This is a genomic window from Candidatus Planktophila sp. (assembly GCF_046070465.1).
Lineage (GTDB): Bacteria > Actinomycetota > Actinomycetes > Nanopelagicales > Nanopelagicaceae > Planktophila.
This window is the reverse complement of record NZ_JBJTMK010000008.1, coordinates 1-18,082: the sequence shown is the minus strand read 5'-3', so window position 1 is coordinate 18,082 and position 18,082 is coordinate 1. Positions and strand designations below refer to the sequence as shown.

The window sequence follows — 18,082 nt, the reverse complement described above, 5'->3', positions numbered from 1 at the left end:
GATAATTTTAAAGCGTGATACCCCTACTCTTTCGCGTAGAGAGCCGCGATCGTATCTGCGTATTGAGCTGCAACAACGTGTCGCTTGACTGATAATTTTGCAGTGAGCTGACCCCCTGCAATGGTGAAATCATCAGGGAGGATGGCAAACTTTCGAATAGATTCCGCCTTAGAGACCGCCTTATTTGCTTCATCGACAGCAGTCTGAATCACCGCATTGAGATCAGGATCGTTAACGAGAGTGGCAACTGTTGCGCCAGTCTTGTGATGAGCGGCAATCCACCCCTTAATCATTTCTGGGTCGATAGTGATGAGCGCTGCAATAAATGGCTGGTTATCACCTACGACCATGCATTGGCTGACCAGAGGATGAGCGCGCAAACGATCTTCAAGCACAGCAGGAGCAACGTTCTTACCACCAGCCGTAACAATGAGTTCTTTCTTACGACCTGTAATGTACAAGAATCCTTGTTCATCAAGGCGACCGAGGTCTCCTGATCTAAACCAATGATCCTGGAAAACCTCTTGATTAGCGGCATCGTTCTGCCAGTAGCCGCGCATCACGATAGGTCCGCCAATAAGAACTTCACCGTCTTCTGCAATCTTAATTGACGTGCCTGGAATTGGCTTGCCCACAGAACCAACGCGAAGGTCAGTGCTGAGATTGAGAGTTGCACCTGCAGTTGTTTCAGTAAGACCATAACCTTCAAGGATTGTGATGCCGGCACCACGATAAAAGTGACCGAGTCGCGCACCTAGTGGGGCGCCTCCGGAGATTGCAGCTTCTACACGACCACCTAAAGTATGGCGAATCTTTGAGTAGAGAAGGAGATCAAAGAGTTTGTGTTTGAGCGCGAGCATGGGCTTAAACTTCTTTGCATCAATATTCTCTGAGTATGCGATTGCAACTTCAGCGCCCTTGCGGAAAATCTTCCCCTTGCCAGCTGCATCAGCCTTTGCCTCTGCACCGTTGTAAACCTTTTCAAAGATACGTGGAACGGCGAGAACGAAGGTTGGCTTAAAAGATGCGAGATCGGGAAGTAGCCGAGCCTGTACGTCGGCGCAATGTGCGAGATGAAGGCCTGCTGAGATTGCACCAATCTGCACCATTCGACCAAAGACGTGGGCAACAGGCAGGAAGAGAAGCGTAGAGCCACCTGGCTTTAAGAATAGATCTGCGGCGCCTTGTACAACATTTCCGCACTCTGCAAGGAAGTTGCCATGTGTGAGCTGAACGCCCTTTGGCTTTCCAGTTGTTCCAGAAGTATAGATAAGAGTTGCAAGAGAGTCGGGGGACAGTGTTTGACGTCGATGATCAATCTCTGCATCGGAGATATGTGCTCCTGCTGTGCGAAGTACTTCGAGCACATCTTCAGTCATGGTCCAGATGTGACGAGTATGTGGCGGAAGGACTGGAGCTACCAGCTCACGAAGGATTGGAGTCTCGACAAAGAGTGCGACCGCACCTGAATCGTTGAGAATCCAATCCACCTGCTCTGGAGACGATGTTTCATAGATAGGTACGACAATTGCACCTGCAAACCATGATGCGAAATCAAGAATGGTCCACTCGTAACGAGTGCGCGCCATAATCGCTATGCGATCGCCTGGGTGGACACCTGCAGCAATCAAACCTTTAGCTGCGGCGCGAACGTCACCTTCGACTTCGCGAGCGGTGAGCTGCTGCCAACCATCGCCAAGTGGGCGAGACATTGTGATGCGCTCTGGCTCAAACCACGCACGCTCTGCAATGAGGTTGGTGAGGTTGCCTTCTGTTGCGGCAGGAACCAGTGGCGGGATAGTGATTTCATTCATGGCGCTAACGCTAGCGGTGAGAGGTATAAAAAGGAAAGGGTTGCTAACCTTCGTGTCATGTCAGAATCAACCACAGCCTCAGTCACCATAGAAGCACCTCTAGCCGATGTAGCTGCCAAGCTCACCGCAATCGCTGAATACCCACAATGGCTCACCTCCATTAAGAAGGTAGAAGTTGTAGCAAGCGATGATCAAGGACGTGCCACTTCTGCCAATGTATCTATTGATGCCGGTGTTATGAAGGATCGCGCAACACTTTCATACGATTGGAGCAAGGCTCCCGAGGAAATTTCATTCTCTCTCGATGAGGCTGATCTGATGACAACCATGGATGGTAAGTACATCCTTAAGTCGATTGACGAAGATACAACTCAGGTGACATACCAACTTGGTGTTGAGCTTTCATTGCCAGTCCCGCGCATGATGATTTCAAAGACTGAGAAGTCAACAATTGATCAGGCTCTTAAAGAGCTGCAGGCGCAGTTCGAATAATGTCTTACACAATTGGAATTGATGTCGGTGGGACCAAGGTACTGGGTGGTGTTGTCGATGTTGAAGGCAAAGTTCTCGCAACATCGCGTCGCGATACACCGCGCGAAGGTGGAGGCGCTCTCACCCAAACAATTGCGGATGTTGCACTAGAACTTGCGGCGCAATACCCAGTGACAGCAGTTGGGCTTTCAGCAGCTGGCTTCGTCTCGTCCGATCGCAAGACCATGCTTGCTACTCCCAACATTGCAGGATGGAACGGTGTTCAGCTCGATGCTGAACTTACCGCCCTAATAAATCTTCCAGTGATTCTCGAAAATGACGCGAATGCCGCAGCATGGGGTGAACGAACATTCGGTGCCGGCAAAGGTAAAGAGAATATGTTGATGGTGACCGTTGGCACCGGGGTTGGTGGCGGAATTATCGTCAATGGGCAATTGTTGCGCGGCGCATTTGGTATCGCAGCAGAGATTGGCCACCTTCGCGTCCTTCCGGAGGGCCATCTCTGTGGTTGTGGAGCTCGCGGTTGTTTCGAGCAATATGCATCAGGCAACGCACTCCTTCGCCATGCACGTGAAGCGATTGCAGCAAGCCCTGATTTAGCGCGCAACCTTCTCTCACGAGGCGATGGAACTCTCGAAGGCCTTACCGGCCGTGCCATTACAGACGCTGCTCGCGAAGGCGATCAGGTTGCAATCTCTGCATTCAACACAACAGCCCAATGGCTTGGCGCGGGAATTGCATCGCTCTCTGTAATTCTTGATCCTGAATGCGTTGTTATTGGTGGGGGAGTAGTTGATGCCGGCGAGATTCTCCTTGCGCCTACTCGTATCGCTATGGAGCGCTATATGCCATTTGCAGGTAAGCACCCTTACCCAGAGATCATTGCAGCAACTCTCGGTAATGAAGCAGGTCTGGTGGGCGCTGCAGATCTCGCTCGAGGTTAATTACTCGAAGGGGTAGGTAACGCCTATCTCACCGCGGATGTGGTCCATAAGCTCCATAATTTCAAGGCTCTTAGCGTGTGGCATCAGTGGCGATTCAATTTCGCCGGCTCGCACGACCCGAGCGAATTCAGCTGCTTCCTCGCGTAAACCAACACCGACGTAGTTCTTCTCATGCCGTGTCACTTCGCCATCTCGAGAGATGAACGACCATGATGTTGGAGCAAAGAAGAATTCCTCAATCTCAATTCTTCCCAGATCTCCTGCGATAAGTGCTCTATTAGATGTACGTGCAGCCATGGTGCAGGTCAACATCGCATGTGCGCCGTTGTCGTAATGGAAACCCATCGAAGTCTGAAGATCAACTCCTTTATCGGTTAGGGTTGCGTGAGCATGTGCATCACGGGGTTTGCCTAATGCAATGTCAGCAATAGTAATGGAGTAAATGCCGAGATCGAGAAGCGCGCCTCCGCCAAGTTCTGGTTCCCATAGGCGTGGAGCACGCGTGAAGGGAATGAATTGACCGTGATCTGCGATGACCGTATGAATTTCTCCCAGCGCTCCAGTTGCAATCAGCGCTTTGATTTCGCGTATGTGTGGCAAGAATCGAGTCCACATCGCTTCCATGAGCGGCACTCGATTATTGTGCGAGTATTCAATGAGTGTTTTCGCTTGTGCAGCGCTTACGGTAAATGCTTTCTCACAGAGTACTGGCTTACCAGCTTGCATCGCAAGTAGTGCATGGGAAAAGTGCATGGGATGTGGAGTTGCTACATAGATTGCATCTACATCGGATGTTACGAGCTCCTCATAACTTCCACATGCAATCGCGCCAGGAAATTGAGAGGCAAAGGCAGTGGCTTTCTCAATATCTCGTGAACCTACCGCTGAAACTTTATGTCCCTCTAAGTGCGCAAGGTCTTCAGCGAATGTCAGAGCAATATTACCTGCGCCTAAAATTCCCCATTTGAAATCGCTCATACAACCGCTCCATCACTGTCGTCATTTCCTGGCTTCTGCCACCAGCCTTTTATTGTTGCAAGAATATGCGTGAGCGTTCCGTGAAGTCCGCGTCGTGCATGTGGAGGGTGGTAGATCTCGCGAGCCTCGGATGCAGCGAGATCATCTAAATCATCGAGGTACGTTCGTGGAGATGATTGGTCGAGATTGAGACCTTCGATCATGGACTCGAATTCCGCGTTGATGAGCTCCATGTCGTCATCGCGTTCACCGGGAGCCATGTCCTCAATACTCGCACAGAACAGGGCGAAAATCTCTCGTGAACGAGCCATATATTCGCGTGGATAAGAGCCTTGTAATAGATTATCGCCATGAACAACTTGCCCTACGGCACCTTGCGAGCATTCCTGACTCCGTTCTTGATGCTCCTCTTTCGCCCCAAGGTAAAAGGCCTTCGCAATGTTCCAGCTTCTGGTCCCGTAATTATTGCTTCCAATCACCTTTCCTTCAGCGATTCAATCTTTATGCCGCTTGTTGTTCCACGCAAGGTGACCTTTCTTGCTAAGAGCGAGTACTTCACAAGCCCTGGACCAAAAGGTTTGTTGAAGAAACTCACCTTTATCGCACTCGGACAGGTTCCTGTTGATCGCTCTGGTGGACGTCGTAGTGAAGCTGCCCTAATTACAGGCCTTCAAGTTCTTGCCGATGGAAAGTGCCTCGGCATCTATCCTGAAGGAACACGATCACCAGACGGCCGCCTCTATAAAGCACGCACAGGTATTGCGCGTCTTGCAATTGAGTCTGGTGCGCCTGTGATCCCGGTTGCAATGTTTAATACGGACAAGATTCAACCTACTGGTCAGGTACTCCCAAATATCAAGCGGGTAGGAATGACATTTGGCGAGCCTATGTACTTTGAAGGCGATTCACGTGATGCGCTCTTCTTGCGCGAATGTGCTGATGCAATCATGAAGCGCATCCAGCAGATGTCTGGACAGGAGTATGTCGATTCCTATGCAGTAAAGGGCGCTAAGAGCGCCACTACAGAAGAAGAGAGTTAATTCTCGAGGGCCAGCCGCCCACTCAGATAATTACAAGCGTGGCACTCGCTCCCTGCATCAGGCATTTCGCCGTCGATGACAGTGATGAATTCTTCTAACAATGTTAAAAGTCGCTTGGGATCGCGTTGCACTGGTACATAAACCTGGTTGACTCCAAAGCCCATCGAATTGGCAACGAATTCATTGGGACGAGTCTCTGCTACTCCAGCGAGCTTCCAAATCAACAGACCCATCGTCTGTACAGGAAAGACCTTGCCACTTAAAGGGTTTTCGAGAGTGTAGGCATATGCCTCAAGTTGTGGCGCATAAAAGTCACCGCTGTCGCGCTCGGAGTCGGAGACTTTGCAATCGATGATGCCAACTGTGCCATCGTCATAGTGGCCGAGCAGATCGTAGATTCCGCGGAGCTTCCACTGAGTTTCAAATCCATTGATGACAATATTTTTGGACTTTACCCATTGACCCCACTGTTTTACCGTTCCGGCAGGTAGTGATGGATCAATGCTCGTCATCGGTGCGCGCCGGAAATGTTCTTCCTGGAAGGTGGAGAGGCTCTTCACCAGCGGAAAATCCTTTTTCAGTTCGAACGAAAACCAGTACTTAATCCAGATGCATCGCTTGCAGGTGGAGAATCCGAAAGTGAGATCCGATGGTGCGATAAATTCCCGGGCTGGCGTGACAGGTTTCTTCATGAGGCGATTCTGCCTCTAGCTACTGACAATTGCTGAGTACAACACCGCTACACCCAAGATAATCATGATGGATCCTCCGAAACCACGGAGACGTTCGAGGCGATGGTTGCTCGAGGCTAGCCAAGTGCGCGCAGTTCCTGCAAGAAGACCCCACATTCCATCCGAGATGAATGCCAAGACGCAGAATGTCAGTCCTAGGAAAAGTAATTGCCGAGTAACGGTCGCACCTTCAATATCTACAAACTGCGGAAGTACCGCCGCGAAGAAAACGATCGCCTTGGGATTGAGTACACCAACCCAGAAGCCATCACGAATAGAGGAGAGGGGAGTTGGACCTATTGGCCCTTGGCTTGTCATATCCGAGGCGTGCACTGCACGTTTGCGAATTGCATCGATACCAAGATGTATCAGATAGAGGCCACCGCCCCATTGCACCGCAACATAGGCGATGTGATATCTCTGAAGAATCGGACCAATACCAAGGGCAACAAGAGATGAGAGAACAAATGAACCAGTGACGTTGCCTAAGACTGTGAGAACGGCGGTTGCGCGCCCCCAGGCAATAGCTCGCGCAATAACAAAGAGAACGCTAGGCCCAGGAGCGAGGATGATAATCATCGCTGCAATCAGGTACTCCGGATATCGTGTTGGAATCACCTGCGTAAGCCTAGCGTTCTCCTATTTGATTTTATTGGTAATTACTTGCGGATCCTTGATACTGCATTGAGGATCTGGTAACCGAGAACAGCTACAAGAGTCGCATTAACGATTCCTGTGAATGTGTACTGACCCTTAGTCCATGAGATATCAGAGATTCCGATGATGATTGCAGAAGCTGCAATGATGAGGTTATTTGAATTTGCGAAATCAACCTTTGATTCAATCCAAATACGCGCACCGAGGATTCCGATCATTCCGAAGAGAGCAACAGCGACGCCGCCGAGTGCTCCAACAGGAGTTGCTGAAAGAACTGCACCGAACTTAGGGGAGAGGCCGAGCACAATGGCACCGACACCAGCTACCCAATATGCCGCTGTTGAGTAGACACGTGTAGCAGCCATTACGCCGATGTTCTCTGCATATGTAGTAGTACCTGAACCGCCACCTGCACCTGCAAGTGTTGTTGCGATTCCATCTGCAAGAAGTGCGTTACCCATCTGGTCATCCAGGTTCTTGCCAGTCATTGCTGCAACGGCCTTAACGTGCCCAACATTCTCGGCGATCAAGACAAGGACTACAGGTAAGAAGAGGATTATGATGTTGGTCTTAAATGTTGGAGTAGTAAATGCTGGAGCAGCAACCCATGCGGCAGCCTTGATACCTGATGTATCAACATTGCCCTGGATAAGTGCGACAACGTAACCAACGACGATTCCAGCGAAGATGCTGATGCGTCCGAGGAATCCCTTTGAGATTGCACTAATGAGAGCAATAGATGAGAGCGTAATGATTCCAAGTAGTGGATCCTTGACGAAGTTACCCTTTGCAGCACCTGCAAGGTTGAATCCAATGACAATCACAATTGTTCCTGTGACAACAGGAGGCAAGATTTCATTGACCCAGTTGATGCCTGCTGCTTTTACGAGAAGACCAACGAGTGCGAGAACAACACCAGTGAAAACGATTCCACCAAGCGCACCTGCCATACCAGCGGACTTATCTGCCATGGCAGCCGCGATTGGTCCAAGGAATGCGAACGATGATCCGAGATAGCTAGGAACGCGATTTCCTGTGATCACAAGGAAGACGAGGGTTCCGATACCCGAGAAGAAGAGCGTTGTAGTTGGTGGAAATCCGGTAATGATTGGGACGAGGAAAGTTGCGCCGAACATTGCTGCAATGTGCTGTAGACCGACGCCTACTGTGCGTGGCCAGGTGAGGCGTTCATCTGTTGAAACGACATCGCCTGCGGCGATCGACTTGCCGTTGCCGTGGAGCTTCCAGCTAAGAGACATGAGAGTCCTTTCGAGTTCGAGTGGCCCATAGGCGAGCCTGTGAGGGAATTGGCTAAGGCTAGGCAGTTGTGGCTTACGCCACTTATACGGCGCGCCGAGTCAGCTTTGCTTTTGGGGTTTATTTCGGGTTAACTATCTCCCAGATATATCGAATAGATATATTAACCGCTATACACGAGAGATGAGCATAAAATGCGTTCACGCGTTGAATCCCTGGAGTTTGCACTCCTTGGGCTCTTGGCGCAAGGGCCGCTTCATGGATATGAACTCCGCAAGCGAATGGTCACCATCTTTGGTCCATTTAAGGCGATCTCATTCTCAGTTCTCTATCCGCAACTTCGCCGAATGCTTCTGGCTGGTTATATCCAGGAGGAGGCAGTCGACCGGGGGAGCAAGCGTCCAAGAATTGTCTACGCCATCACCAAAGAGGGATTGGCACGTTTCGAGGCGCTCACCGAAACCGTCAGCGCAGATGCTTGGGAAGATGAAGGATTTGAAATTCGTTTCGCCTTCTTCAGCCCAACACCGACAAAGAGCCGGGTTCGGATACTTGAGGGACGGCTACGTCGACTTCAGGAGAAGGCAGAGATCCTTCGCGATGAAGTAGAGAAGTCTCCAATTGGAATCGATAAGTACCTTCAAGAGTGGCGCCGCCATTCGCTTGACTCTGCAGATCGCGAAATCGCGTGGCTGCAGGAAATGATTACGACCGAGAGGAAATCTAAGTGAAGATCACAACAGGAGCTGGCGACATTCGCGTTGCCATCGTCGGCGTAGGTAACTGCGCAAACTCACTCGTTCAGGGTGTTACTTACTACAAGGATGCAGCTGTAGATCAGGAGATCCCTGGCCTTATGCACGCAGTTGTGGGCGGATACCACATCAGCAACGTGAAGTTCGTTGCAGCATTCGATGTTGATTCAAAGAAGGTCGGCCTCGATCTTGCTGATGCAATCTGGGCATCAGAGAACAACACAATCAAGTTTACAGATGTAGCGAAGACAGGCGTTGAAGTTCAGCGCGGTAAGACACTTGACGGTCTTGGTCGTTACTACAAAGAGACAATCACAGAGTCATCAGCTCCCGAGGTAGATATCGTTGCAGCTCTTAAGGAAGAGCAAGTTGACGTTCTTATCTGCTACTTGCCTGTTGGTTCAGAAGAAGCAGCGAAGTTCTATGCTGAGTGTGCAATTGCAGCAGGTTGTGCTTTTGTGAACGCACTTCCAGTCTTTATCGCGTCAGACCCAGTATGGGCGAAGAAGTTTGAAGATGCAGGCCTTCCAATCGTCGGCGATGACATCAAGTCTCAGGTTGGCGCAACAATTACTCACCGCATCATGGCGAAGTTGTTCCAGGACCGTGGCGTTCACCTTGATCGCACATACCAGCTCAACGTTGGTGGAAACATGGACTTCAAGAACATGCTTGAGCGCGATCGTCTTGAGTCAAAGAAGATTTCAAAGACTAACTCAGTGACCTCTCAGCTCGATCACGACATGGGAGCAAAGAACGTTCACATTGGTCCTTCTGATTACATCCCATGGCTTGATGACCGCAAGTGGGCCTACGTCCGCCTCGAAGGTCGCGCATTTGGTGACGTCCCATTGAACCTTGAATACAAGCTTGAAGTATGGGATTCACCGAACTCTGCTGGTGTCATCATTGACGCACTTCGTTGCGCGAAGATTGGTCTTGATCGCAAGATTGGTGGAGCGTTGCTATCACCATCTTCATACTTCATGAAGACTCCACCTGTTCAGTACACAGATGAGCAGGCACACAACAAGACTGAGGACTTCATCTCAGGAAAGCTTGACCGCTAAATACAAGTAAAGGAAAACCCCCGCAGCTACGCGCTGCGGGGGTTTTCTCTTTCCCTCAACCCTTCAACGGAGAGTTTGAGAGAGTTGGGGATGTTAGATCATCGCCTCATCAGGAGTGCGACGAAGATGAACAACTCCGAGGATGGTGAAGACGAGCATCAAGAGTGCGCCGATGAGTGCTGCCATTGCGCCGTATCCTGCTAATTCACCCAATGTTCCAAATGCATATGCAGTCAGAAGAGTTCCGCGAAGCATGTTGCCCTTAAATACTGTCTCTACTGTTGCTTCCGCTGCAGCTTTGTTTTCAGGTGTCGCAGAACGTGCTGCAGCAGATGCTTCTGCGTATGTTGGCATGTTTGACATGTGGAAACCGATGAAGTGATCTGCATACATCTGTGCATCTTTGCCAGTTGACATCAACTTTCCGCCATGTGCTTTGAAGTATGCGGTGACATCAGCAGGTTCATCAGCGTTGCCGGTTGCAGGTGGCATAGTGATTTCCTGCGCTTGGAGTTGTGACTGCACTGAATCGCTTGCAAATGAAGCGCCCCAGTTCGCGAGTGCTGCTACAACGAATAGGAAGACTGTGAGCCCGGCTCCGAGGAAAGTCACAATCTTGTCAAAAGTCTTACGCTTCATTTTTCTCTCCTTTGTAAATCCACCCATGTCCCTGAGTGCTACTTACATTAAATACCCGCGCGCAGGCGTGGGGGAGAGATTGAGCGAGTGCTAGCACCTGCTCTTCTGTGAGTTAGTGCATATCTCGATTGCAGATAGCTTGGCCTTGGCCGTTGACTTCAAAGTGAGAGCACGGGACCCCCAGTCGATCAAAAGCTGCGTCACCGTAATGAGTCCGGTATGCCAAGGCGAGGAGAACTCGAATATTGGTATCGCCATCGGAAGAGATGTTGAATGCTTTTGCAGAACGAGAGATTGTGTTCTCTACAACCTTCTCGGTGTGATTGGTCTCGCGAGCGATGGCGGCATTGGATTTACCTTCACATAAGAGACCGAGCACTAGTTGTTCAAAAGGTGTCAATTCACGTGTGGTGATAGTGATATCGCGTGCCATGGTAAGGACCTCTCCGTCGCTATAGCCCTATTGTGCTCCTTCCCAAGCGGAACTTCACCTCATAGACTCGTGTCATGACTCAAATCACCTCAGAGGTCCAGAGCCAGGTTCAAATCATTCGATTTAACCGCCCCGAGAAGATGAATGCGCTGACTCGCGATATGTATGGTGAGCTCGCACGGTTACTCAATGAAGCAGCTGGGGATTTCGCTATACGCGCGGTGGTCATTTCTTCAGTAGGGGATCATTTCACTGCAGGCAACGACATTATGGATTTCATGAGCAATCCACCGACGGCTGAAGACTCAACCGTTGCTCTCTTCTTGGGTGCGATTCTCAACTTCCCAAAGCCACTGATCGCCTCAGTAAAGGGCAATGCAGTCGGAGTGGGTACAACGATGCTTCTGCACTGTGACGTTGTCGTTGCAGCTGAAGATGCAGCTTTCTCTATGCCCTTTACATCCCTCGGTTTAGTTCCGGAGGCTGGATCAACGTTACTCTTCCCAACTTTGGCAGGATATCAACGAGCAGCGAAGATATTCTTTACGGGCGAACCTTTCTCGGCAGATTTTGCACAAGAGATTGGGCTAGTTGCAGAAGTTGTTCTCGACTCTGACGCCGAAGCAATCGCAATTGCCAAAAAAATCGCGCAGCAACCTCCTGCTGCAATTATCAATACCAAGGCCTTAATGAAGGCAAGTAAGCATGATGCAGTTGAAGCCGTCATGAAAGCTGAGTTCCAGTTATTTGCGATGGCGCTCGAGTCAGAAGAGTTTGCAGATGCCGCCATGAAGTTCATGTCTAAGAAGGGCAAGTAAATGTCACTAGATAATTCCGGCCACATGCCTCAAGGCATTGGCCTGTCAGGTAAGAAGATATTCATCACCGGTGGATCCCGTGGTATCGGATTAGCAATAGCACTTCGCGCAGCTCGCGATGGGGCATCCATTGCCATTGCAGCAAAGACTGCAGACCCCAATCCAAAGTTACCTGGCACCATCTTCTCTGCTGCGGAAGAGATTCGCGCTGCAGGTGGTACCGCCCTTCCTATTCAATGCGATATACGTGATGAAAATCAGATTGAAGCCGCTATCCGCCAAGCAGCTCAAGAGTTCGGTGGAATCGATATTCTTATCAACAATGCAAGTGCCATCAACCTGACAAAGACAGAGGTAACACCTGCAAAGCGCTTTGATTTGATGTTCGATGTTAACGTTCGCGGAACATTCCTCACTTCACAAGCTGCGATTCCTTATCTCCGAGAGTCGGGCAAGGAAGGCCGTAACCCTCAGATTCTTAATTTGGCGCCGCCACTATCGATGAAGGCTAAATGGTTTAAGAATCACGTTGCCTACACCATGGCAAAATATGGAATGTCTATGTGCGTTCTTGGAATGGCGGAAGAGTTTAAGCGCGATGGGATTGCCGTCAATGCCCTGTGGCCACGTACGGCAATTGATACTGCAGCCCTGGCGATGATTCCCGGAATCGATACAGCCGCATGCCGTACGCCAGCGATATTGGCTGATGCCGCTTACATCATCCTCAACCGGCCAGCGGCGGAATCAACCGGAAACTTCTATGTTGACGATGAGGTATTGGCTAGCGAAGGAATCACAGATCTCGATAAGTATGCGGTCGTACCTGGAACTAAAGATTTCTTGCTCGATTTTTTCCTCGACTAAGTAGCTACAGACGTCCTGCCTCGTGGAGCGCGCCCAGGAAGTTCTTTAGGTCAGCGCTCTGCGGGTTTTCGAATATTTGAGTAGGGGTTCCCTTTTCACGAACTTGTCCATCTGCCAGGAATATTACCGAGTCGGCAATCCGTTGAGCGAAACCCATTTCATGGGTAGAGATAATCATGGTGATGCCATCAGCCTTTAACTCTGCTATCAAGGCTAGAACTTCAGCAATCAAAACTGGGTCAAGTGCGCTAGTTACTTCATCGAGCAAGAGAACCTTTGGTTCAGTTGCAATGGCGCGAAGAATCGCGACGCGCTGTTGCTGGCCACCGCTGAGCAAGTTTGGATACGCATCTGCCCTATCTTCTAGCCCGAATCGCCTGAGCAGAGAGAGCGCTTGCGCCGTTGCCTCTGCCTTCTCCTTCTTAAGGACGAGCTGTGGCGCTAATGTGATGTTCTCAAGAACTGTCAGGTGGGGGAAGAGGTTAAATGCTTGGAAGACAGAACCAATCTTGCCTCGTACTGAATCAAGATCGATGCCATAGGTGCTGATGTCAGCACCTTCAAGGAGGATCTGACCATCGCTGAGTTCTTCCAATAAATTAATGCAGCGCATTAAGGTGGATTTTCCGGAACCACTAGCACCGATAATGACTGTGGCAGAACCCTGTGGGAAATCAAGCGAGATATCGTCGAGAACTACATGGCTACCAAATGATTTACGCACATTCTTTAGTTCAAGTAGTTCACTCATTAGAAAACCCCTTGCGCCTTCTGTGCGCGATCCTGGCGACGAATGAGCCAATCGGTGTATCTCGTCAAAGGAATTGTGAGTAAGACGAAAAGTCCACCAGCTACAACATAAGGCGTGAAGTTAAATGATTGCGCAGTTTCGATACCTGCTGCACGAATCGCATCGACGGCGCCCAGTACGGAGATCAAGCCAGAATCCTTTTGCAATGAAACAAGGTCATTGAGCAATGGGGGAGTCACATTGCGGAAAGCCTGAGGTAGAACTACATGGCGCAGAGTCTGTGAATGCGATAGCCCCAGTGCACGTGCTGCCTGACGTTGAGTCGGATTTACGCCTTCAATACCTGCGCGAATGACTTCTGCAACGTAGGCAGAATAAGTGAGCACAAGTGCAATGGTGCCGAGGAATACCGCTGAATTCGGAATAAATGAGAGCCTCAGTCCAGGAATACCGAGGCCCACAAGGAAAAGAACCAGCAGAAGTGGCATCCCGCGGAAGATATCTGTATAGATAGTTGCAACAAGGCGCACTGGATAAAGAACTGGTGATGTCGTTGTACGTGCGATGGCAATTGCCAGTCCGAAGATGAGCACGAAAAATTCAGCGATAAGGAGAACGCGAAGATTGAGAAGGATTCCATCAAAGATTCTCGGAAAAGCCTTCTGTGCGTAATGCCAATTGAAGAATGATTCGCGAACAGCACTGAAGCCCTGCGCATTCACCACTACGACAGTCAGGACTGCACCGAAAATGAGTGTGCTTAAGAGTGCAATGGCTGTAGAACGACGAGAAGCCCGACGCTTTGCTTCCTCACGCTGGCGTTGCAACGGTGATGGAGAGTAAGTCATCGGGCTTCTCGTGTATCTCTATGAATTACTTGAGGACTGGAACAGAGACACCAGCAGCAAGCCACTGGTCTTCGATCTTCGCCAAGGTGCCGTTAGCACGGAGCGCATCGACAGCCTTAGAAACATCTGCTGTCAGCCAGCTTCCCTTTGAGAGCACGAGACCGAATTGCTCACCGCCAGCCTTTGCTGGGAACTGCCCAACGATCTTGCCATTTTCCAGATCTACAGCTGTGATGTAGAACGCTGTAGGCAGATCGACAACAAGTCCATCAATCTGACCATTGGCAAGAGCTTGCTTTGCAACATCGTTAGTGTCGAATACTGCAGCCTCTTGTGTTGGCTTGATGACATCAGTGATTGTTGCATAAGACGTTGTGCCGACCTGTGCGCCCAGCTTTGCACCCTGAAGGTCAGCGATTGACTTCGCGTTTGCAATCTTTGAACCTGCCACAGTGATTACTGCCTGTGTCACGTCGTAGTAGCCAGTTGAGAAATCAATGACCTTTGCGCGCTCAGGCGTGATTGAGAATTCGTTAATATCGAAGTCAAAGTTGCGGCAACCTGGAGCTACAACGTTATTAAAAGGCACTCGAACCCATTCAACTTTATCCTTTGAATAACCGAGTTCTTCTGCAACTGCATATGCAACTGCTGCTTCATAGCCCTTGCCGTTAGCTGGATCGTTATTGTCGAACCATGGACCGTAGACCGGTTCATCCGTTGCGATGGTAAGGACGCCTTCCTTTACCTGTGGGCAGGCAGCTGCCTTTTCAGAGCCACATGATGTGAGAGTGAGGGCTACAAGAGCTGCAACTGCAGCTGCTGTGATTTTTTTGGTGCTAATTGACATGGTTAACCTTTCGAACGCGCTTGCCATAACGATCTGCCATGGCCCGGTCTTCACTCGGAAGGCACCCCGCCACGGAAGGAGGGTTGCCGATCGCACTGCCGGTGCATTGTGCGATGCTCTTGACCTGACGCGAACCTTACCAATGGAGCCACGTCCGTTGAAATCGCATACGATGTGCAGATGCATTTAGAGCTCAATGGCACCAATATCATCGAAGAATCCGAGCGTAAGGGCGCTCCGAAGCACCTCTTCTGGCCTTGGTGCGGGGCCAACGTCTCACTGCTCGCCCTTTCCTATGGCGCATTCTTCTTGGGCTTCGGTATCTCCTTTATCCAAGCAACGATCGCAGCGGTTCTCGGCACAGTGCTCTCTTTCTTGCTGGTCGGAATTAGTTCGCTCGCCGGAAAAAAGTCGAATGCCCCAACGATGGTGCTCTCGCGAGCCGCTTTCGGTGTGCGTGGAAATATCGTCCCTGGATTTCTTTCCTATCTTATTTTCGTAGGGTGGGAGACAGTTCTTGTCTCACTTGCAACCCTCGCTACCGGAACAGTCTTCGTTCGAGTAGGACATATTGATCGTAATGTCGCGATGATGATCGGCTTCTTTATTGCAATTGCGCTCACTGTCTTTGGAGGAGTACTTGGGCACTCCATCATCATGAAGCTTCAGAAGTGGCTTACCTTAATTACAGTCGCAGCAACTTTGTTGTATTTCCTTCTCACGCTAGATGAAGTGAATTGGAAAGCTGTCTCAGAAATACCTCATGGGAGTTCCGCTGGATTTATAGGCGCACTCATCTTTGGCGCTACCGGAATCGGACTTGGCTGGGTCAACTCTGCCGCTGATTACTCTCGTTATCTTCCTCGCGATGTATCTAGCAAAGCTGTGGTTGGTTGGACCGTCTTCGGTGCCTCAATCGTTCCCATCGCCATGGTTATCTATGGTGCAGCACTTGCTGGTAGTAGTGAAGAACTCTTTGGTGCAATCGCATCTGACCCAATAGGCGCTCTGACAACGATGCTTCCTACCTGGTTCCTGATTCCATTCGCGCTGATTGCAATCCTCGGCCTAGTCGGTGGGGCAATCCTCGATCTCTATTCGTCAGGTTTGACACTGATTTCAATCGGATTGCCGGTGAAACGATACGTAGCAGCATCTATCGACTCTCTCATCATGGTGCTCGGTACTATCTATCTAGTCTGGGTTGCAGACGATTTCTTCTTCCCATTCCAGGGATTTTTGATCACTCTTGGAGTTCCTATCGCCACCTGGTCTGCCATCTTCGTTGCAGAAGTTCTTATGCGAAAGAAGTCCTATGACGAATCTGACCTCTTTAACGAGCAAGGTCGCTACGGTGCATGGAATGTAAAATCACTTGTTCTGATGGCGATTGGTTCGATTGTGGGATGGGGATTTGTTACAAACCCATTTGCATCGTGGCTCTCTTGGCAAGGTTATTTCTTAGGTATTTTCGGTGGCAAAGATGGTGCTTGGGCTGGTGCAAATCTCGGCGTTTTCTTCGCGCTTGTCATCGGCGCCGCTGGTTACTTCCTTACTGCTCGAAAAAATATTCGTCGTGAAAATATCGCTCCGTGATGGCGTCGGATTATGCGTAAGCGGCTGTCGCCACTCAATGATTTTCTTCACCGTGAATCTGCAGGTGGCATCCTCCTTCTGATTGCTGCTGCTCTTGGACTACTTTCAGCCAATAGCCCTGTGAGCGATCTATACTTCAAGACCCTCGATCAAGGCTTTGAGATCGGTGGCGGAGCTTTCTATCTCAAGCTAACGGTACTCAAGGTTATTAATTACGTTCTGATGACAATCTTCTTCTTTGTCGTTGGACTTGAGATAAAACGTGAAATGACAACGGGGCACCTATCCCGCATTAGAAATGCCATCATGCCGTTACTGGGAGCTCTGGGTGGAATGGCGATACCCGCTGCCATCTTCCTTTTGATTGCAGGTAAAACAGATTCGCGTGGATGGGGGGTACCGGTTGCAACCGACATCGCTCTTGCAGTCGGGTTGCTGGCGATTATCGGAAGTTCAGTAGCGCCATCACTACGCACTTTTCTTTTAGGCTTGGCGGTTATCGACGATATTGGTGCGATCTTGATTATCGCCTTCATCTACTCTTCAGGAGTTGGCTTGTTCTGGGTGCTGGCAGCCATCGGTGTCGTGTTGGCAGTTGTTGCGGCCAGAAGATTTGGTGCGCGTTCTTGGTCTCTCTATATTCTCTTCGGAATAGCGCTCTGGTATTTCCTCTATCGAAGTGGCATCCATGCAACTCTCTCTGGCGTCATCCTCGGTCTACTCACACCGAATATTGCAAAGTCTGACTCTGAATTAGTGAATACAGAAGGAAAATCTCTCTCCATCATTGAATGGCTGGAAATGAAGCTGCATCCATGGAGCAGTTTCATAATTGTTCCAATATTCGCGTTCGCCAATACTGGTGTAGCAATTTCGGTAGATTCATTTGAGCGAGCTTTTACTTCACCGATAGCCTGGGGTATCTTCTTTGGATTGGTAGTTGGAAAGCCACTAGGCATCACCTTTGCGGTTATTGCTGCAAAGATGGCGAATATCGGAGATTACCCGGCGAAATCAAATAAGTCGGGCCTATTAGCTACCGGGAGTGCTGCTGGAATTGGTTTTACGGTTGCAATCTTCATCGCAGATCTCGCCTTTAAGAGTAAAGGCGACCAAGACCTGGCTGTTATTGCAGTGATTCTTGCATCTGTAGTCAGTGGAATATTGAGCTGGATTCTCTTCACGATTATCGCCAGAAGAAATAGAAGTAGTGACTGATCCAAGGAAGTCATTAATCGAGAGGATCATTCCGCAAGAGCCCCATCTGCGAATCCTTGCCGGTTCAACCTTTGTTAATACCTTTGGCAATGGACTCTTTATGACAGTCGACGTCATTTACTTCACCATCATCGTTGGTCTATCTCCAGCGCAAGTGGCACTCGCTCTCTCCATCGCAGGCGGCCTATCACTCACGCTGAGCGTACCTGCAGGTCATATAGCCGATCGCTTTGGCCCTCGCGATATCAGTGCAGCTGCAGTGTCCGCCTCGGGTCTTGTTATGGCGACGCTGGTCTTTGTTCATAGCTATCTGCCATTCCTCTT

20 protein-coding genes, 1 pseudogene and 1 riboswitch are annotated in these 18,082 nt (G+C 50.0%); of the genes and pseudogenes, 10 read left to right on the top strand and 11 right to left on the bottom strand.

Annotated features, from left to right (window positions below):
- Nucleotides 1–23: 23 nt before the first annotated feature.
- Nucleotides 24–1,814, bottom strand: a complete 1,791-nt coding sequence (locus ACKOVI_RS00310) for an AMP-dependent synthetase/ligase (RefSeq protein ID WP_509601677.1) — start codon at nucleotides 1,812–1,814, stop codon at nucleotides 24–26.
- A 57-nt stretch (nucleotides 1,815–1,871) separates the two neighbouring features.
- On the opposite strand from ACKOVI_RS00310, the gene ACKOVI_RS00305 reads away from it, so the two are divergent.
- Both ACKOVI_RS00305 and ACKOVI_RS00300 read left to right on the top strand, forming a co-directional pair.
- Nucleotides 1,872–2,306, top strand: coding sequence for an SRPBCC family protein (locus ACKOVI_RS00305; RefSeq protein ID WP_509601675.1), 435 nt, complete (start codon nucleotides 1,872–1,874; stop codon nucleotides 2,304–2,306).
- A complete protein-coding gene (locus ACKOVI_RS00300; protein WP_509601672.1) occupies nucleotides 2,306–3,250 on the top strand; it encodes an ROK family glucokinase in 945 nt (314 codons plus the stop codon). Before ACKOVI_RS00305 ends, ACKOVI_RS00300 begins: the two co-directional genes overlap by 1 nt.
- Here ACKOVI_RS00300 and ACKOVI_RS00295 read toward each other — a convergent pair whose 3' ends face one another.
- Together ACKOVI_RS00295 and ACKOVI_RS00290 are read right to left on the bottom strand one after the other, a co-directional pair.
- Complete coding sequence (locus ACKOVI_RS00295) at nucleotides 3,251–4,228, bottom strand: Gfo/Idh/MocA family protein (RefSeq protein WP_509601669.1); 978 nt, start codon at nucleotides 4,226–4,228, stop codon at nucleotides 3,251–3,253.
- Nucleotides 4,225–4,488 carry a hypothetical protein gene (locus ACKOVI_RS00290; RefSeq protein ID WP_509601667.1) on the bottom strand — a complete coding sequence of 88 codons (264 nt, stop codon included), beginning with the start codon at nucleotides 4,486–4,488 and terminating at the stop codon, nucleotides 4,225–4,227. The genes ACKOVI_RS00295 and ACKOVI_RS00290 overlap by 4 nt, the downstream gene beginning before the upstream one ends.
- A gap of 90 nt (nucleotides 4,489–4,578) precedes the next feature.
- On the opposite strand from ACKOVI_RS00290, the gene ACKOVI_RS00285 reads away from it, so the two are divergent.
- Nucleotides 4,579–5,268, top strand: a complete 690-nt coding sequence (locus tag ACKOVI_RS00285; RefSeq protein WP_509601665.1) for a lysophospholipid acyltransferase family protein — start codon at nucleotides 4,579–4,581, stop codon at nucleotides 5,266–5,268.
- Here ACKOVI_RS00285 and ACKOVI_RS00280 read toward each other — a convergent pair.
- From ACKOVI_RS00280 to ACKOVI_RS00270, 3 genes are read right to left on the bottom strand one after another with little or no spacing between them, the layout of a single operon-like run.
- Nucleotides 5,265–5,960 (bottom strand): PD-(D/E)XK nuclease family protein, encoded by a 696-nt coding sequence (locus tag ACKOVI_RS00280; protein WP_509601663.1) that lies wholly within the window; start codon nucleotides 5,958–5,960, stop codon nucleotides 5,265–5,267. The genes ACKOVI_RS00285 and ACKOVI_RS00280 overlap by 4 nt on opposite strands.
- Before the next feature lie 15 nt (nucleotides 5,961–5,975).
- Entirely contained in the window at nucleotides 5,976–6,617 is a 642-nt protein-coding gene (locus ACKOVI_RS00275; RefSeq protein ID WP_509601661.1) for a LysE family translocator, read from the bottom strand.
- A gap of 41 nt (nucleotides 6,618–6,658) precedes the next feature.
- A complete protein-coding gene (locus ACKOVI_RS00270; RefSeq protein ID WP_509601658.1) occupies nucleotides 6,659–7,915 on the bottom strand; it encodes a uracil-xanthine permease family protein in 1,257 nt (418 codons plus the stop codon).
- 192 nt (nucleotides 7,916–8,107) lie between these two features.
- Between ACKOVI_RS00270 and ACKOVI_RS00265 the strand changes: the two genes are divergently transcribed.
- Entirely contained in the window at nucleotides 8,108–8,644 is a 537-nt protein-coding gene (locus tag ACKOVI_RS00265; protein ID WP_509601656.1) for a PadR family transcriptional regulator, read from the top strand.
- Nucleotides 8,641–9,738, top strand: coding sequence for an inositol-3-phosphate synthase (locus tag ACKOVI_RS00260; protein WP_509601654.1), 1,098 nt, complete (start codon nucleotides 8,641–8,643; stop codon nucleotides 9,736–9,738). The genes ACKOVI_RS00265 and ACKOVI_RS00260 overlap by 4 nt, the downstream gene beginning before the upstream one ends.
- Nucleotides 9,739–9,831: 93 nt before the next feature.
- On the opposite strand, the gene ACKOVI_RS00255 is transcribed toward ACKOVI_RS00260, so the two are convergent.
- Both ACKOVI_RS00255 and ACKOVI_RS00250 read right to left on the bottom strand, forming a co-directional pair.
- Nucleotides 9,832–10,377: a hypothetical protein gene (locus ACKOVI_RS00255; protein WP_509601652.1), complete on the bottom strand. Its 546-nt coding sequence runs from the start codon at nucleotides 10,375–10,377 to the stop codon at nucleotides 9,832–9,834.
- Between the two features lie 112 nt (nucleotides 10,378–10,489).
- Nucleotides 10,490–10,810: a LuxR C-terminal-related transcriptional regulator gene (locus tag ACKOVI_RS00250; protein ID WP_509601650.1), complete on the bottom strand. Its 321-nt coding sequence runs from the start codon at nucleotides 10,808–10,810 to the stop codon at nucleotides 10,490–10,492.
- A 74-nt stretch (nucleotides 10,811–10,884) separates the two neighbouring features.
- On the opposite strand from ACKOVI_RS00250, the gene ACKOVI_RS00245 reads away from it, so the two are divergent.
- Both ACKOVI_RS00245 and ACKOVI_RS00240 read left to right on the top strand, forming a co-directional pair.
- Complete coding sequence (locus ACKOVI_RS00245) at nucleotides 10,885–11,628, top strand: enoyl-CoA hydratase-related protein (protein WP_509601649.1); 744 nt, start codon at nucleotides 10,885–10,887, stop codon at nucleotides 11,626–11,628.
- Nucleotides 11,629–12,495, top strand: a complete 867-nt coding sequence (locus ACKOVI_RS00240) for an SDR family oxidoreductase (RefSeq protein WP_509601646.1) — start codon at nucleotides 11,629–11,631, stop codon at nucleotides 12,493–12,495.
- A gap of 4 nt (nucleotides 12,496–12,499) precedes the next feature.
- Here ACKOVI_RS00240 and ACKOVI_RS00235 read toward each other — a convergent pair whose 3' ends face one another.
- Genes ACKOVI_RS00235 through ACKOVI_RS00225 form a run of 3 tightly spaced genes read right to left on the bottom strand, consistent with a single transcriptional unit; the run spans nucleotide 12,500 to nucleotide 14,944 of the window.
- Nucleotides 12,500–13,246, bottom strand: coding sequence for an amino acid ABC transporter ATP-binding protein (locus ACKOVI_RS00235; protein ID WP_509601644.1), 747 nt, complete (start codon nucleotides 13,244–13,246; stop codon nucleotides 12,500–12,502).
- The gene (locus ACKOVI_RS00230; protein WP_509601642.1) at nucleotides 13,246–14,094 is read right to left on the bottom strand and encodes an amino acid ABC transporter permease; all 849 of its coding nucleotides are present in this window, start codon (nucleotides 14,092–14,094) and stop codon (nucleotides 13,246–13,248) included. The genes ACKOVI_RS00235 and ACKOVI_RS00230 overlap by 1 nt, the downstream gene beginning before the upstream one ends.
- Before the next feature lie 25 nt (nucleotides 14,095–14,119).
- On the bottom strand, nucleotides 14,120–14,944 hold the full coding sequence (locus ACKOVI_RS00225) for an ABC transporter substrate-binding protein (RefSeq protein ID WP_509601640.1): 825 nt from the start codon (nucleotides 14,942–14,944) through the stop codon (nucleotides 14,120–14,122).
- Between the two features lie 11 nt (nucleotides 14,945–14,955).
- Nucleotides 14,956–15,069: riboswitch (SAM riboswitch) on the bottom strand.
- Between the two features lie 55 nt (nucleotides 15,070–15,124).
- Here ACKOVI_RS00225 and ACKOVI_RS00220 point away from each other — a divergent pair.
- From ACKOVI_RS00220 to ACKOVI_RS00210, 3 genes and pseudogenes are all read left to right on the top strand, one after another.
- On the top strand, nucleotides 15,125–16,540 hold the full coding sequence (locus ACKOVI_RS00220) for a purine-cytosine permease family protein (RefSeq protein WP_509601638.1): 1,416 nt from the start codon (nucleotides 15,125–15,127) through the stop codon (nucleotides 16,538–16,540).
- Nucleotides 16,541–16,552: 12 nt separating this feature from the next.
- Nucleotides 16,553–17,758, top strand: coding sequence for a Na+/H+ antiporter NhaA (gene nhaA, locus ACKOVI_RS00215; RefSeq protein ID WP_509601636.1), 1,206 nt, complete (start codon nucleotides 16,553–16,555; stop codon nucleotides 17,756–17,758).
- Nucleotides 17,751–18,082, top strand: a pseudogene (locus ACKOVI_RS00210) (MFS transporter); the annotation flags it as partial. The gene nhaA and the pseudogene ACKOVI_RS00210, both read left to right, overlap by 8 nt.